The organism is Bacillus salipaludis (assembly GCF_030938565.1).
In the GTDB taxonomy this organism is placed as follows: domain Bacteria; phylum Bacillota; class Bacilli; order Bacillales; family Cytobacillaceae; genus Neobacillus; species Neobacillus salipaludis_A.
Genome location: NZ_JAVGVR010000001.1, coordinates 1,005,899 through 1,022,249 on the forward strand (window position 1 = coordinate 1,005,899; position 16,351 = coordinate 1,022,249).

The following is a 16,351-nucleotide window of genomic DNA, read 5'->3' on the forward strand; positions in this document are numbered from 1 at the left end:
AATGGTGAATCAGATTTTAAAAGCGCCAGACGGTAAACCAAGCGACGTAGAACGAATTAAAGAGGAAAGCAATTATTTGCGCGGCACGCTGAAGGAAGTGATGCTAGACCGAATCAGCGCTGGTATTCCGGATGATGATAACCGTCTGATGAAACATCATGGCAGCTATTTACAGGATGACCGGGACCTTCGAAACGAGCGACAAAAACAAAAATTGGAGCCAGCGTATCAATTCATGCTGCGCGTTCGTTTGCCAGGCGGTGTAGCATCATCAGACCAATGGCTGGTTATGGATGAGCTTGCTGAAAAATACGGAAATGGAACCTTGAAACTTACAACCCGTGAAACATTCCAAATGCATGGAATACTAAAGTGGAATATGAAGAGTACTATTCAAGGTATCCATGCTGCATTAATGGATACAATTGCAGCGTGTGGAGACGTGAATCGGAATGTTATGTGTGCATCCAATCCATATCAGTCCGAAATTCATAGCGAAGTCTATGAATGGGCACAAAAATTGAGTAACGATTTATTGCCGCGTACTAGGGCATATCACGAAATTTGGCTGGATGAGGAAAAGGTGGCCGGTACTCCTGAGGTAGAAGAAGTTGAGCCAATGTACGGACCGCTATATTTGCCGCGTAAGTTCAAAATTGGGATTGCTGTACCTCCATCAAATGATATTGATGTCTTTTCCCAGGACCTTGGATTCATCGCAATTGTAGAAGAGGGCCAACTGATTGGATTTAACGTAGCGATTGGCGGAGGCATGGGCATGACACATGGAGACACCGCAACTTATCCGCAGCTTGCGAAAGTGATTGGTTTCTGTAAACCTAACCAATTGTATGATGTTGCAGAAAAAACGATTACGATTCAGCGCGATTACGGAAACCGTTCTGTCCGTAAAAACGCTAGGTTCAAATATACTGTGGACCGACTTGGTTTAGAAACGGTTAAAAATGAATTGGAAAACCGCCTAGGCTGGAGACTTGGTGAAGCGAGACCATATCATTTTGATCATAACGGCGACCGCTATGGTTGGGTAAAAGGCGTTGATAATAATTGGCATTTAACACTATTTATTGAGGGTGGGCGCGTAGCAGATTTCGATGATTACAAGCTGAAAACTGCCTTGCGTGAAATTGCCAAAATCCATACCGGTGAATTCCGTCTAACAGCTAACCAAAACGTAATTATTGCCAATGTATCGAGCGAACAGAAGAAAAAGATCAACAGCCTAGTTGAACAGTACCGCTTAACGGAAGGTAAGCAATATACAGCACTAAGACGCAGCTCAATAGCGTGTGTGGCTCTTCCAACCTGCGGATTGGCGATGGCAGAAGCTGAACGTTATCTACCAAAGCTGATTGATAAAATCGAAACCATTGTGGATGAAAATGGTCTTCGTGATAAAGAAATTACAATTCGAATGACTGGCTGTCCGAACGGCTGTGCCCGCCATTCCCTTGGAGAGATTGGTTTTATCGGGAAGGCACCAGGTAAATATAATATGTATTTAGGCGCTGCCCATGACGGGAGCCGTCTAAGTAAAATGTACCGTGAAAATATCGGAGAAGAAGAGATTTTAAGGGAGCTTCGGGATATTCTTCCACGCTATGCAAAAGAACGGCAGGAAGGCGAGCATTTTGGTGACTTTGTCATCCGTGCGGAAATTATCAAAGCTACAACGGACGGGACGAATTTCCACGATTAATCGAAATAGAATCAATTAAAATCGTAATCTAAAAGTTTGTCAAACAGAATTTTGGGAATTTTTTAAACAGATCATTGACAAATCCTATAGGTATGGTAGGATATAAAATATAAATTAAATAAATCGCTTATCTAGAGCGGCTGAGGGACTGGCCCGTTGAAGCCCGGCAACCTACAAAGAAAGGTGCCAATTCCTGCAAAATGGAATCCATTTTGAAAGATAAGGTGTTACATTGAAGTACGAACGCCTTTTCCAAATGGGGAGGGCGTTTTTTGAAAGGCGGCGAATCAGCTGAAACCATCTGAGTGGGAAGAAATTACTTCACATCTTGAGAAAATGCTTGAAACATTGAATTTCGGATCAATCACACTTGTTGTCCAGGATGGAAAAGTAGTGCAAATAGAGAAAAACGAAAAGGTTCGTCTACAAACCAATAAGAAACGCTGACTAGAAAAACTAGAGGCAGTCTTCACTTTAACCGGTGGCAGACTGCCTTTTTTGAAAAGAAAAGACGGAGCCAAAGTGAGTATTGTTTTTTAAAGAAAGGAGTTTTTCCAAGATGACAAGAGCTGTGACCTATGAAAACTGGAATCAGATTTCCGACAGTTTTCAAACTGAGGATGAAACAAAAGGTGCCCGTGCTGTCTTAGAATGGGCTTACCAAAATTATTCCGAAGACAAAATCGTCTATGCCTCAAGCTTCGGTGCAGAAGCAATTGTGTTAATTGACCTAATTCAGCAGGTAAAACCGGATGCCCATATTGTTTTTTTAGATACTGGCCTGCATTTTCCGGAAACCTATGATGTCATTGATAAAATTGAAGCACGCTTTCCTTCGCTAAGAATAGAGCGGAAGCAGCCAGTCTTGAATTTAGATGAACAAAGAGAGCAGTATGGATCAGCGTTATGGAAGAAAGACCCGAATCTTTGCTGCCAAATTAGAAAAGTGATTCCGTTAAGAGAGACCTTAACGACAAAAGAAGCTTGGATCTCGGGACTTCGCCGGGAACAATCTCCAACGCGCAAGGATACACAATTCCTTAATAAGGATGAAAAATTTGAAAATATTAAAATCTGCCCGCTCATTCACTGGACGTGGGATGAGGTTTGGGCGTACATCCGTGAAAAAGATCTTCCGTATAATCAATTGCATGATCAAAACTATCCAAGTATTGGATGTTTCCCTTGTACACAACCGGTTGCAGCAGATGGAGACTCCCGTGCAGGAAGATGGTCCGGAAGCGGGAAAACCGAGTGTGGTTTGCACACAAAGTAAGTTGAACTTTAATGCGGGAGAAGGGAGGTCATCCTTATGCTTACAATCATTGCCATTACCATCGGTTTATTTTTTGCTGTAAATATTGGAGCTAGCGGTGCGGCTGCCTCAATGGGAATTTCGTACGGGGCAGGAGTAGTAAAAAAGCGGGTCGCACTATTTCTTTGCGCCATTGCCGTTTTTTTCGGTGCTTGGCTTGGCGGCGGTGAAGTAGTAAAAACAATCGGCGGTGGAATTGTTCCAAGCAGCACGTTTACTGTTGCAATTGCGTTAATTGTTTTAGCATCAGCGGCGTTATCACTGTTTTTAGCCAATATATTTGGTATACCGCTTTCGACCAGTGAAGTTGCAGTAGGGGCAGTGGTTGGAGCAGGGGTGGTTTACCAATCCGTATTTGTCGGCAAGTTCATCTGGATTGCGATTTTCTGGCTGCTTACACCGTTTGCTGCCTTTGTGATTGCCATTCTCGCGGCAACCATTTTAAAAATAAAGTTTATCAAACGATTGATTGAAAAGCCGAAAGCAGGGCCGTTTTTAGCGATTCTAGTTGTCTTGATGGGATTGTTTGAAGCTTTTTCAGCCGGAATGAATAATGTGGCGAACGCGGTAGGTCCGCTCGTTGCTGCAAAATTGATGTCCACTGGTGATGCCATTCTTTGGGGCGGATTAGCTGTTGCGTTAGGAGCAATTCTTTTTGGACACCGCGTGCTTGAAACAAACGGTAAAAAAATTACGAAGCTTAAGCTCGAAGAGGGCTGTGTGATTTCCGGAACGGGAGCAAGCATTGTTACGATTGCCTCTTTATTCGGGATCCCGGTTCCGTTAACGCAAATTACGACGTCTTCAATTATTGGAATTGGTTTTGCTAAGCATGGAAAATCAGTTTTAAAAAAGGATATTGTCGTGCAGCTCTTAACAGTATGGATGGTTTCTCCCGTATTATCAATGGTGCTGTCCTATACGATTATTCAGTTATTGATTGAAAAAAATGGATACTCAATCGTTGCAATGGCGGGCGTAGTGATTTCCGTTTTAGGCGTGATGTTCTTAATGAAACGATCTGCATCACAGGGTACGATTTCTCAAGCAAATATTTCAAAAAAATAGGCTGTGTTAAAAGACAATGTTGATTTTTGAACAACGTTGATTGGAGCGGAAATCAACAACTTAGTTTAACAACCAAAAAATAAAACCAGTAAAGAAAGGTTGATTGTAGATGTCATTTGTATCAAAACCTCATGGAGGAAAACTAATTCAGGCATATAATCCAAATTATAATTTTTCAAATGTAGAAAAAGAAATTGAAATTGATGCAGTCGCTCTAAGTGATTTAGAATTAATCGGCGTTGGTGTATTTAGCCCGCTAACTGGTTTTCTTGGAAAAGCAGATTACGAATCAGTAGTAGAGCGTATGCGCTTGGCTGACGATACAATCTGGTCCATCCCTGTAACACTGCCAGTATCTTATGAAGTGGCGGAAACACTTGAAGTTGGCGAGGAAGTTAAACTTGTTTCCAACAAAGAAGTGTTTGGAGTGATCAAGGTTTCCGAAACGTATGAACCTGATTTGAATAAGGAAGCTCTCAATGTTTATAAAACAGAAGAGCTGGCGCATCCAGGGGTGAAACGTTTATTCGAAAGAGGTCCAGTTTACGTTGCTGGTGAAATCGTGCTTGTGAAAAAGCCAGAAAAAGGCGTGTTTGGCGATGTATGGTTTGAGCCAAAAGAAACCCGTGCATTATTCGAAGAAAAAGGCTGGAAAACGGTTGTTGGTTTCCAAACAAGAAATCCGGTTCACCGTGCCCATGAGTATATTCAAAAAGCAGCTCTTGAAACAGTTGATGGCTTATTCTTAAATCCACTTGTTGGTCAAACGAAGTCTGATGATGTTCCTGCAGATGTTCGTCTAAAAAGCTATCGCGTTTTACTAGAAAACTATTATCCTAAAGAGCGTGTTCAATTGGGCGTACACCCAGCAGCAATGCGATATGCAGGACCAAGGGAAGCGATTTTCCATGCGCTTGCACGTAAAAACTACGGCTGCACGCATTTCATTGTCGGCCGTGACCATGCCGGGGTTGGAAACTATTATGGAACCTACGACGCCCAGTATATTTTCAGCAACTTTACAGAAGAAGAGCTTGGAATTAAGCCGTTATTTTTCGAGCATAGCTTCTATTGCACGAAATGCGATGGAATGGCGTCTGATAAAACTTGCCCGCATGACAAAGAAGATCGCGTAATCCTTTCCGGAACAAAAGTGAGAGAGATGCTAAGAAGCGGTGTTCTTCCGCCATCTACTTTCAGCCGTAAGGAAGTTGTGGAGGTTTTAATTGAAGGAATGAAAGAAAAAGCGACTGTTGAAGCTTAAGGAGGACTTGAAGTGACACAATCTACGAATATTACATGGCACGAAACAACGATTACGAAGAATGACCGTCGTTCCCAGAACGGCCATGGAAGTTGCACACTATGGTTCACAGGTCTTTCTGGTTCCGGAAAATCAACGATTGCCAACGCGGTATCAAACGAATTATTCCGTCTTGGGATTAATGAATATGTGTTGGACGGTGACAATATTCGTCATGGTTTAAACAAGGATTTAGGTTTTTCTGAGCACGACCGCACGGAAAATATTCGCCGGATCGGTGAAGTCGCGAAGTTATTTGTTGATAGCGGCAAGGTGATTACGACGGCATTTATTTCTCCTTTCCGATCTGATCGGGATCAGGTTCGGGAGTTATTTGAAGAAGGAGAATTCATTGAGGTTTTTGTGGATTGTCCAATCGAGGTTTGTGAGCAGCGTGATCCTAAGCAGCTTTATGCCAAAGCACGCCGTGGTGAGATAAAGGATTTCACCGGTATTGATTCTCCTTATGAAGCACCGGAAAAACCGGAAATCACTTTACGTTCTGATTTATTATCGGTTGAGGAAGCTGTTGGGCAAGTGATTGCTTATTTGCGGGAGAAAAATATTTTTTAATAGTATTTGAGTTATAAAAAAGTGACCTGGGGTGTAATTTTACACCCTTTTAGTTGATAGTAAGCGTTTATCAGCGAATCATCAATAACAGCAAGTATTACAGAAAAGGCATAGGGAAAGGATGTTGGATTTCATGGTTGGCAAAGTCTATTTAGTTGGTGCGGGTCCTGGTGATCCAGATCTAATTACAGTAAAAGGATTACGCTGCCTGCAGCAGGCTGATGTGATTTTGTATGACCGGTTAGTAAATCCGGAGCTCCTTCAGAATGCAAAAGCAGATGCGCAGCTGGTATACTGCGGTAAACTTCCGAATTACCATACAATGAAGCAGGAAACAATTAATCACTTCTTGGTCAAATATGCGAAAAAAGGCTATACGGTTGTCCGTTTAAAGGGAGGCGACCCGTTTGTTTTTGGACGAGGCGGGGAAGAAGCGGAGGAATGTGTGAAAAATCATGTGCCGTTTGAAGTGGTCCCGGGCATTACCGCTGGAATTGCAGCATCTGCCTATGCAGGCATACCGGTTACCCATCGCACCTTAAGCAAAAGCTTTGCATTTATTACTGGACATCAAGCTGCCGGTGATAAAGAGGCAGAGCATCAGTGGGCCCATTTAGCGAAAGCGGTCGATACGATATGTGTTTATATGGGAGTTTCCCACCTTCCTACGATTGTTCAACAATTGGTGGAGAATGGGAAATCTGCGGACACACCAATCGCTCTTGTTCACTGGGGCACTTTAAGCGATCAACGAACAGTAGTTGGAACCCTTGGCACGATTGAAGCGCGTGTTAAGGATGCAAAAATTGCAAACCCAAGCATGATTGTGATTGGCGAGGTTGTCCGCTTACATGATAGACTGAACTGGTTCGAGGAAGAAATCGTCCCTCATTTACCAGTTGTTCAAGGGTAAGCGGAAAGGAGCAATCTGCATGAAAGCGATTCTTTATATCGGCCATGGAACAAGATCAAAAAAGGGAGCCGAAGAGGTAAAGTCCTTTTTGAATAGGGTAATAGAACGTGTGGATGTCCCGATTCAGGAAATCAGTTTTCTGGAATTGACCCAACCTTCTATTGAAGAGGGCTTTAGAAGATGTGTGGAAAAAGGTGCATCGGAGATTACCGTTGTGCCGATTTTTCTTTTAGCTGCTGGTCATATTAAGGAAGATATTCCGAATGCACTATCTGTATTAGGCGAAAAGTATCCAGAGATCCAAGTACATGTAAGGAATCCGTTTGGCGTGCAGGATGAAATTCTCGATGCGATTGCTGAGCTGGTTAGAGGGGCGGCAGGAGAAGTAACTTCACGGGATTCATTATTGATAGTTGGCCGGGGCAGCAGCGATCTCAGCATTCACATTGCGTTTGAGTTGATTGCCAATGGAATCCAAGAACGCCTCCAAACGGACCAGGTGTCTGTTTGTTACCTCGCGGCTGCAGAACCAAGACTGGAGCAGGGGTTTGAAGCGGTCCTGGAGGCAGGATCGGGGAGAGTTATCGTCATTCCCTATCTTTTATTCTCCGGACTACTGTTAGCCGAAATAAACCAAATGGTCCGCAAAAAGCAAACAGAAGACCAGGATATCATCTGTACCGGCCAACTAAGCCGGCACCGTGTGATTGAAGACATTGTCGTTGGCGGATTCGACAAAATTCGGTGAGTGACAGGCACCACCCGAATTTTGTCGAAACACAATAGGAAAGGCACCTTCCCAATATGTGGGAGGTGCCTTTCCTATTGTATTGAAATTTAAACAAGTTGCAGAATGTTTTGTAGTGTGCTGGTTTCTTCGTCGGTTAGTGGGACCATTGGGAGACGGACGCCGCCAACGTTGACACCTTTTAGATTAAGGGCTGCTTTGACCGGTGTTGGGTTTGGAGCAGCAAATAATGCTTTCATGATTGGAAGCAGTCTGCGATGCGCTGCAGCCGCCTCTTGGACATTACCACTTTTAAAGAGATTGACCATTTCCTGCATCTCATTTCCAATGATATGGGAGGCAACGGAAACAATTCCTGCACCGCCGATCGCTAAGACCGGAATGGTTAAACCATCATCACCACTATATAAAGTGAAATCACTCGGTGTTTGGCTAATCACTTCTGCCATGGCGTCTAAATTGCCGCTAGCCTCTTTAATAGCTACGATATTAGGAATCTGGGATAGACGTACAATGGTCTCAACGGACATATTGACCACACTTCGCCCAGGAATATTATAAAGCATAATCGGTAATTCGGTGGACTCGGCAATTGCTTTAAAGTGTTGATATAAACCTTCTTGTGACGGCTTGTTATAGTATGGAGCCACGAGCATAATCCCATCCACACCCGCTGCCTCAGCCTGTTTTGTTAAACTAATTGAAGCCCTCGTGTTATTCGAACCTGTTCCGGCAATGACAGGAATCCTGCCGTTTACGACATCTACAACAAACTTAAAAAATTCAACTTTTTCATCTGTTGTTAATGTAGGAGATTCCCCAGTAGTACCAACGACTACCAATCCATCCGTCCCATTTTCAATTAGGTAATTTACTAATGTTCTCGTTGCGTTAAAATCAATCTCGCCTTCATGATCAAATGGCGTAACCATAGCAGTTAAAACTTGGCCAAAATTCATTTTTCCTCACCCTTTAAATTATTTTTTTTATAAATTAGAGGTGGCTAAGGACATTCCAAGTCAACGCAAAAAAGCAGCAACGAAGGCTCGCTGCTGCAATAGAAACATAAATAAAGATCAAGTTCCCGTGCGTGAGATAGCCCTCCATATAGTTCCCTATATGACAGTTCTGTATTTATTCAATAGCAGAACCAGCTCCAAGACAAATGAGAGTCTTATAAGCTTCGGCAAATTCCCCTTTCCATAATCATCCCAGGACCTCATTATCCTCCAACTATGTACTAATGGTCTTTGCGCCTCTATCCTCACTTCAAAAGGTTTGAAGTAAGAAAATATTTAATTAACACTTAATATATCAGATTTTCTCTTCAAATTCAAGGGGACAAGGTCGACAAAATTCGGGTGGTGCCTGTCACCGCCCGAATTTTGTCGATCAAATAGGATTCTAAGAAAATTCTAAGATTGACTGGATATACTGTCCGAGAATAGAGGAATTGGTTAGGAGGATTTTTTATGAAGAAAATGGATAAGAAGTGGGTTGTTCTTTGTTCTACAGCTGTTGCAGCGGCTTATGCTGCCGGATTTGTTACTACAGAGACGCAGGCTTCTATTGATCAGCCGTTACACCATATTGCAGCGAATGTTCAAGCTAGGCATATTACAATAAATCACTCTAATGAAAAGGTCGGTGAACAAAAGAACAAGCAAAATAAAAGGATCTATAAGGATGGGACGTTTACAGGTACAGGTATGAATCGGCGTGGATTTATTGATGTAGCTTTGACAATTAAGAATGACAAAATTGCCACCGTAGAGATTAGCCATTTTGCAATGCATTATTCAGAAAGTGACATAGTCGGACTTCCTGATGAAGTAGTGCAAAAACAAAGTGCACAAGTGAATAATGTTTCTGGGGCCACTTATAGTACACAGGCTTTTGAGGACGCTGTGATGGATGCACTTTCCCAAGCCCATAACGTGAAGGGATAATCTATGAAAAAAACAAAATTGTACATGGATACTGTTGTTGACATAAAGGTCGTTTCCAATAAGTCGAAGAAAGAGACGGAAGCAAAAATAACTCGTGCCTTTGAGGCATTTCAGCATGTAGAACAGGCATGCAGCCGCTTCAGCTCATCAAGTGAGCTAATACGAGCTTGTGAGAATATCGGAGTACCAGTAAAAATCAGTCCTTTTCTATTTGAGCCTCTTTATATTGCGATTGAAATGGCTAAATTAACGGATGGACTATTTGACCCTACTGTAGGAAAGATGATGGAAATGAATGGATTTAATCGACACTATCTTTCTGGACAGATGATGAAAAGTGTTTCTTCTGATTCGGTTTCTTATCATGATATCGAACTTGATCAGTACAATCATACAGTAACCTTAAAAAAGCCGATGGTCATTGATCTTGGAGCTGTTGCAAAAGGGTTCGCGATTGATCTGGCTGCTAATGAATTAAAGGAATTTAAGGGATTTGTCATTAACGCTGGAGGCGATTTATTTGCATTCGGTTTGGATGACAACGGAGAAAAATGGAAAATTGGAATCCAGCATCCGTACCAAAAGGATTCCATCATTGAAACTATAGAGATATCAAACGAAGCCGTCTGTACATCTGGCAGCTATGAACGGAGAAATCCAGATAATTTAATTTTACATCATTTGGTAAATCCGAAAACAAAATGTTCGCCAAATGAATGGATTAGCTGCAGTGTCATCGCACCGTTTGCAATGATGGCAGATGCCTTTTCAACAGCTTCCTTTTTACTTGGAGTAAAAAAAGGAAAACAATTAATTGAACATCTAGCTTTAAAAGGGATCCTTATCACATCAGAATTACAGATTTATAAAGTTGGAGGGATTTAAGTGTCGGGGAAAAAGTGGTTCAAAACACCAAAGGGTTATGTCGCGACAGCCATGGTTTTTTATCTATTCATCGCATCTATTGGGTCAAAAAGTATGCTGGGGATAGAGAACAGTATGATCGCCATTGTGGCATCAATCTTTGTAGATTATATCTTATGTAGAATTCTGGATAGAAGAAGCAGCAAGGACAGTACAGTAATAACAGCCTTAATCATTTCACTTATCTTAAGTTTTACGACATCTGGAATGGTTGTGGCAGGGACAGCGATTCTCGCCATCTTGTCCAAGCATCTATTAGTATATAAGAAAAAACCAATCGTTAATCCTGCTGCTTTTGGATTACTGTTATCTATTTTTATTTTTCAAACAGGCCAAAGCTGGTGGGGGGCTTTTGGGGATCTTCCTGCCTGGACTATTTTGTTTCTTTTAATTGGCGGTTATTTTGTAACCGAACGAGTTAATAAATTTCCACAGGTATTTTCATTCTTAGGGACCTTTTTTGTATTACTGCTTATACTTGGCTTATCAAGTAAAGGAGATGCTGCAGACGCTCTTCGTCCGCCATTTATCAATGCAACCCTATTTTTCGCCTTTTTCATGCTCACAGATCCTCCAACTTCACCGGCAAAATATAAGCAGCAAATCTTCTTTGGCGTACTGGCTGCCGTTTCAGGGGTTATTATATACGGCCTTTTCGGCGGACTAACCTATTTATTTATCGGCTTATTTGCCGGGAATTTTTATAACTATTGGAATAAATGTTTTAACTCAAAGGCATCCGCCATGAGGCAAGTTACAAAAACACAAAGGGCAGATAGTAAATTGTAAAGCTGCCTAGATTCTTTGCATCACGATTAAAATATTGAAATAATTGGGGGACAAACTATGCAGGATAGAAAGAAAGGGAGTGGGCAGGCATCTATGCGTGTATTGGTCATAGAAGATGATGGACCTTTAAGAAGGATCATTTCTAGAATATTAGAGGAAGAACAGTACGAAGTGGACCAGGCTGAAAACGGGGAAGAAGGGTATTTTATGGCTTCGACCGGTGAGTACGATCTGATCACGCTGGATATTATGCTGCCAATGATGGATGGATACGCGGTGATGAGAAAGCTGCGGAGTGAAGGCCATCAATCCCCGACCTTATTTCTGACTGCAAAGGACCGGATTGAAGATAAGGTAAAGGGTCTTGACTTTGGTGCGGATGATTATATTGTCAAACCCTTTGCTACAGAAGAGTTTTTAGCGAGAGTGCGATCCTTGCTTAGACGCTCAGGGAAAATAGGAATCGAAGGAAAGATGACCTATGGCCCCATTCTCTTAGACACCAACCAGCATGAGGGTTTTATAAATGAAACGGCTCTAAAGTTAACGATTAAAGAATTTGAACTTCTTTTTTACCTTATACAAAATAAAGAGCAAATCCTAACCCGAGATCAGATTTATCAAAGAGTTTGGGGAATAGAGAGTGAAACGACAGACGCTATTGTTGAACTCTATATCCATTATTTACGGAAAAAATTGGCCCCTTTTGAACTTGAGCGGTTGATTCGAACCGTAAGGGGTGTAGGGTATATGTTAAAGGAGTAAGGTAGAGCAATGTTTAAAAAAACTAAACGTCGGCTCGTTATCCTGAATGCACTTGTATTTTTTATCCTTCAAAATGCTTTTGGGGCTATTATTTATTTTTATACGCATTATAGTTTATACCATCAAGTGGATCAGACTATTTTAGAAAAGCGAAATCATTTGCAGCGAGAGAGAGAGAAACTCGGCAAGGAGTTAAGTCCAGAGCGGGAAGAGAACCATCGGTTAGTTTATTTACTTTGGAAGAAGGGAAATAAACTTTACCAGGTGATACCACAGAGTACGCTCTCTTTAAAGGATACGGCTCATTTTTCACCATTATTAAAGAAGAAAGGTCTTCAAACTGTAGCGATTGGAGCAGAATCCTATCGTGTCATCACGATGGCTGAACCAAAGAATGGGGAATATTCACCAGTCCAGCATATTCAAATTGTTTATAATCTGAGACGTGAAAATGAAATGCTGGATCATTTATTGGTGGTCATTGGCTTTGGGTCCTTATTAAGTGTGTTTATTGCAGCACTAGCTGGGCTCTATCTAGCTAATAAGGCCTTAATACCCATCAAGAGGTCCTGGGAAAAACAACAGCGGTTTGTGGCAGATGCTTCTCATGAACTGCGTACACCTCTTTCCGTTATGAAATTAAATCTTGAACATCTATTTCGTCATCCGGATTATACGATTGAACAGGAAAGTGAGACCATTCACCAGGCGATTCAAGAGATTCACTACATGTCAAAAATGACTTCTGATTTATTGACATTAGCTCGGTCTGACACGGACCAGATCCAGTTGATCCAAGAGACTATTATGCTGGAAGAGATTCTTCAGCATGTAATTAAAGATTTTAAAGCGCTGGCTAGTCAAAAAAATATACAGATAATCGCTGAAGTCTTTCCAATCAAAATGATAGGGGATAAAGAGAGACTGAAACAGCTGTTTGTCATTCTGTTAGACAATGCCCTTAAGTATACGGGGGAGAATGGAGTTATCACTATTAAAGCAGATGTGAAAAATTCACGTGCTGTCATTGAGGTAGCGGATACTGGGATTGGGATACCAAAAAGTGATCTCCCCTATATTTTTGACCGTTACTACCGTGGGGATAAATCCAGAACTCGTCATTTAGAGGGATCAGGCTTAGGGCTTTCGATTGCCAATTGGATTGTTCGATCACATACTGGAAAAATTCGAATTATGAGCAAAGAAGGCGAAGGAACACGTGTTTTCGTAAGCTTCCCACTAAGAAATAAACCTGAAAGCTTCTTGTGATAGTAATCTGGGGTGTGCTGCCACCCTATCTTTTTGTTGCGATCCTTTTCATTGCGTATTCGATGCAATTAAACATTGGTATAAAATAGGGTCACAGGATCAATTAAGGTCGTACAATTTATGAAGATAATGTAATAAAGATGGAGGAATGATGGGATTGAAGAATCAATTCGAGCTTGCAACGTTTGCTGGCGGGTGTTTTTGGTGTATGGTTTCGCCGTTTGATGAGCAGCCAGGGATTAGGGAAGTGGTTTCGGGGTATACGGGGGGGCATACTGAAAATCCGTCGTACCAAGAGGTATGTTCTAATACGACAGGACATTATGAGGCGGTTCAAATTACGTTTGATCCAGTCATCTTTTCTTATAAAAAACTACTGGAGCTGTTTTGGCAGCAAATCGATCCGACTGATGCGGAGGGGCAGTTTAATGATCGAGGAACCTCCTATCGGACCGCTATTTTTTACCATAATGAGGACCAAAGACAACAAGCTGAAGCTTCAAAAGCAGAGCTTGCCGCAAGCGGCCTTTTTAAAAAACCGATTGTTACGGAAATCCTTCCGGCTGGCCCTTTTTACAGGGCGGAAGATAAGCATCAGTATTATTATAAAACTTTTCCGTTTCACTATAATCTTTATCGGGAAGGTTCCGGCAGGGCACGCTTTATTCGTGAGAACTGGAAGATGCGCAAAAGTGAAGACGAGCTGCGAAGTGAGTTAACGCCGCTTCAGTATGAGGTAACGAGAAAGAATGCAACAGAGCCGCCGTTTCAAAATGAATTCTGGAATCATGACGAAGAAGGTATTTATGTAGATATCATTTCCGGGGAGCCCTTATTTAGTTCCATGAACAAATATGATGCAGGCTGCGGCTGGCCTAGCTTCACGAAGCCCCTGCGCCGCAATGAACTGGAGGAAAAGTTTGATACTTCGCATGGTATGCGGAGAATTGAGGTTCGCAGCAAAACATCCGATTCGCATCTTGGTCATGTTTTTGATGATGGACCGGGTCCAGACAGGGCGAGGTATTGCATTAATTCGGCGGCCCTGAGGTTTGTTCCTAAAAACAAGCTCGAGGATGAGGGGTATGGGCAATTTGCAAAGTTGTTTACATAATCTTTAATCATTTTTCTTATCAAGATAAAAGAGTGGTACCGCCAAACATGGAGGAGCCACTCTTTTTTTATCAAATCTTCGTATAAATAGCCCTATTTTTAACCGAATTTTAACTTTCTGACCATCTAGCCTACAGCAATTTCACTCCTCTTACATACTTTGTTACAAGAAATTATTGCAGCAAAGTAAAAAGGGGTTGATGTTTATTTGGCACATACACCATTAGCAAGAATGATGAAGATGGCCTTTGTGACAGTTCGTGCTGAAATGGAGAAACAAAGTAATGGACAAGCTATTGGACAACTACATTCTATTCCAAACCATGGAAAAATCGAAAAAGAACAGCCTTTGAATGTTTATAAGGAACCACAAGATTATCCAAGAATCGTGATTGTAGGGGCAGGCCTGGCGGGTCTTACTTGTGCCTACCGGCTGAAGCAGGCAGGAATTCCTTCTACAATATATGAGGCTACCAACCGGGTGGGCGGGCGCTGCCGAACAAGGAGAGATTATTTTAAAGAAGGTCAAATTGTCGAGTGTGGCGGTGAGTTAATTGATTCAAACCATAGAGAGATTCAAGCGTTAGCTGAAGAATTAGGATTGGAAATAGATAATTTGATAATGGCAGAATCTAAGGGTACAGAACCTGTTTACTTTTTTGATGGAAAACCGTATACCTTTAAAGAAGCAACTAAAGATTTTTCGGAAATTTATCCAAAACTTCAACGAGATCTTAAGGAAGCAGGAGAAACCACAAGATATAATCATTACACGGAACGTGGCTATGAGCTTGACCAAATGTCAATTGTCGATTATATCAATGAAACGGTTTCTGGAGGCATCAACTCTAGGTTCGGTCAATTACTAACCATGGCCTACACGATTGAATTTGGAGCAGATGCACATGTACAAAGCGCATTAAATCTACTATATCTATTAGGATTTACCGATTCTTATCAAATGTATGGAGACTCTGATGAGCGATTTCATATAAGAGGCGGTAATGATCAGCTTCCACTATTATTAGCCCAGAATCTAGCCGGACAAATTCGATTTAATTCTGAACTGTTAAGAATCGAACAAAAGGAAGAAATAAAGCTTGTTTTTCGAAATAAAGAAAAAGAATGGACTGTTTTGGCAGATAAAGTAATTCTTTGTCTTCCTTTTAATATTTTAAGAAGCATAGATTATGAGAATGCAAAATTTCGTGACTTAAAAATAGTGGCGATTAAAGAACTTGGAATGGGGGTAAATACGAAGCTTCATGCTCAATTTTTCAATCGGTTCTGGTGTGAGCAGAAGAATAACGGCGATACATTATCTGATACTGGTTATCAACAAACGTTCGAATCAACGCGGGCGCAACCTGGGGAATCAGGAATTCTTGTAAATTATACAGGAGGAGGACACGCTGCTAAACAGATTGCCCCAACTGAAGAACGATTAAAGGAAATTACAAAAAGTTTTTTGGACAAGCTCGAACCAGTACTTCCAGGCACTATAAGTAGCTGGAATGGCATATCTACGATTGATCATTGGCTTAGTAACAAATGGTCCAAAGGGTCCTATTCGTTTTGGAAAATCGGTCAATATACCAAATTTTCCGGAATTGAAGGTGAACGAGAAGGGAATATCTTCTTTGCCGGAGAGCATACATCCATTCATTATCAAGGTTATCTAAATGGAGCGGTTGAATCAGGTGAAAGGGCTGCAAAAGAAGTGATTGATGAATTATAAAAGGGAGAAGAGGTTTAAATAAGAGAGCGGTCCTAAAGTAATTAGAACCGCTCTTTATCATTTTTTCCTACTATGAAAAAGGCTGTGTTAAACTTGTCTGTTGATTTCCGTTAGGGTTAAAAAATCAACAATGTCCTATAACACAGCCATGAAAAAAATTCCAC

At 41.5% G+C, this 16,351-nt stretch carries 16 protein-coding genes and 2 riboswitches; of the genes, 15 read left to right on the forward strand and 1 reads right to left on the reverse strand.

Going from position 1 to position 16,351, the window contains the following annotated elements; genetic code table 11:
* Window position 1: 1 nt before the first annotated feature.
* The 8 genes from cysI to RCG21_RS04905 all read left to right on the forward strand — a co-directional run bounded on the left by cysI (window position 2) and on the right by RCG21_RS04905 (window position 7,640).
* Window positions 2–1,720: an assimilatory sulfite reductase (NADPH) hemoprotein subunit gene (gene cysI, locus RCG21_RS04870; protein WP_133336744.1), complete on the forward strand. Its 1,719-nt coding sequence runs from the start codon at window positions 2–4 to the stop codon at window positions 1,718–1,720.
* Between the two features lie 124 nt (window positions 1,721–1,844).
* A riboswitch (SAM riboswitch) is annotated at window positions 1,845–1,946 on the forward strand.
* 89 nt (window positions 1,947–2,035) lie between these two features.
* Window positions 2,036–2,167, forward strand: coding sequence for a YezD family protein (locus RCG21_RS04875; RefSeq protein WP_372512743.1), 132 nt, complete (start codon window positions 2,036–2,038; stop codon window positions 2,165–2,167).
* 112 nt (window positions 2,168–2,279) lie between these two features.
* Window positions 2,280–2,996, forward strand: coding sequence for a phosphoadenylyl-sulfate reductase (locus RCG21_RS04880; protein WP_133336742.1), 717 nt, complete (start codon window positions 2,280–2,282; stop codon window positions 2,994–2,996).
* 36 nt (window positions 2,997–3,032) lie between these two features.
* Window positions 3,033–4,103: a sulfate permease gene (cysP, locus tag RCG21_RS04885; RefSeq protein WP_133336740.1), complete on the forward strand. Its 1,071-nt coding sequence runs from the start codon at window positions 3,033–3,035 to the stop codon at window positions 4,101–4,103.
* Between the two features lie 109 nt (window positions 4,104–4,212).
* A complete protein-coding gene (gene sat / locus RCG21_RS04890; protein ID WP_133336738.1) occupies window positions 4,213–5,367 on the forward strand; it encodes a sulfate adenylyltransferase in 1,155 nt (384 codons plus the stop codon).
* A gap of 12 nt (window positions 5,368–5,379) precedes the next feature.
* Entirely contained in the window at window positions 5,380–5,979 is a 600-nt protein-coding gene (cysC, locus tag RCG21_RS04895) for an adenylyl-sulfate kinase (protein ID WP_026573748.1), read from the forward strand.
* A gap of 133 nt (window positions 5,980–6,112) precedes the next feature.
* The gene (cobA, locus tag RCG21_RS04900) at window positions 6,113–6,892 is read left to right on the forward strand and encodes a uroporphyrinogen-III C-methyltransferase (protein WP_133336737.1); all 780 of its coding nucleotides are present in this window, start codon (window positions 6,113–6,115) and stop codon (window positions 6,890–6,892) included.
* 19 nt (window positions 6,893–6,911) lie between these two features.
* A complete protein-coding gene (locus tag RCG21_RS04905) occupies window positions 6,912–7,640 on the forward strand; it encodes a sirohydrochlorin chelatase (RefSeq protein ID WP_133336736.1) in 729 nt (242 codons plus the stop codon).
* An 89-nt stretch (window positions 7,641–7,729) separates the two neighbouring features.
* Here RCG21_RS04905 and dapA read toward each other — a convergent pair whose 3' ends face one another.
* Complete coding sequence (dapA, locus tag RCG21_RS04910; protein ID WP_133336735.1) at window positions 7,730–8,599, reverse strand: 4-hydroxy-tetrahydrodipicolinate synthase; 870 nt, start codon at window positions 8,597–8,599, stop codon at window positions 7,730–7,732.
* Window positions 8,600–8,728: 129 nt separating this feature from the next.
* A riboswitch (Lysine riboswitch) is annotated at window positions 8,729–8,909 on the reverse strand.
* Between the two features lie 203 nt (window positions 8,910–9,112).
* Between dapA and RCG21_RS04915 the strand changes: the two genes are divergently transcribed.
* The 7 genes from RCG21_RS04915 (at window position 9,113) to RCG21_RS04945 (ending at window position 16,187) form a co-directional block, all read left to right on the forward strand.
* Window positions 9,113–9,589 carry an FMN-binding protein gene (locus tag RCG21_RS04915; RefSeq protein WP_133336734.1) on the forward strand — a complete coding sequence of 159 codons (477 nt, stop codon included), beginning with the start codon at window positions 9,113–9,115 and terminating at the stop codon, window positions 9,587–9,589.
* Between the two features lie 3 nt (window positions 9,590–9,592).
* Window positions 9,593–10,474 (forward strand): FAD:protein FMN transferase, encoded by an 882-nt coding sequence (locus RCG21_RS04920; RefSeq protein WP_133336733.1) that lies wholly within the window; start codon window positions 9,593–9,595, stop codon window positions 10,472–10,474.
* The gene (locus RCG21_RS04925) at window positions 10,475–11,302 is read left to right on the forward strand and encodes an RnfABCDGE type electron transport complex subunit D (RefSeq protein ID WP_133336732.1); all 828 of its coding nucleotides are present in this window, start codon (window positions 10,475–10,477) and stop codon (window positions 11,300–11,302) included.
* A gap of 93 nt (window positions 11,303–11,395) precedes the next feature.
* On the forward strand, window positions 11,396–12,067 hold the full coding sequence (locus RCG21_RS04930; RefSeq protein ID WP_133336800.1) for a response regulator transcription factor: 672 nt from the start codon (window positions 11,396–11,398) through the stop codon (window positions 12,065–12,067).
* Between the two features lie 9 nt (window positions 12,068–12,076).
* Complete coding sequence (locus RCG21_RS04935) at window positions 12,077–13,336, forward strand: sensor histidine kinase (protein ID WP_133336731.1); 1,260 nt, start codon at window positions 12,077–12,079, stop codon at window positions 13,334–13,336.
* Window positions 13,337–13,487: 151 nt separating this feature from the next.
* Window positions 13,488–14,450: a peptide-methionine (S)-S-oxide reductase MsrA gene (msrA, locus tag RCG21_RS04940; protein ID WP_133336728.1), complete on the forward strand. Its 963-nt coding sequence runs from the start codon at window positions 13,488–13,490 to the stop codon at window positions 14,448–14,450.
* Between the two features lie 207 nt (window positions 14,451–14,657).
* Window positions 14,658–16,187, forward strand: a complete 1,530-nt coding sequence (locus RCG21_RS04945; protein ID WP_133336725.1) for a flavin monoamine oxidase family protein — start codon at window positions 14,658–14,660, stop codon at window positions 16,185–16,187.
* Window positions 16,188–16,351: the final 164 nt, after the last annotated feature.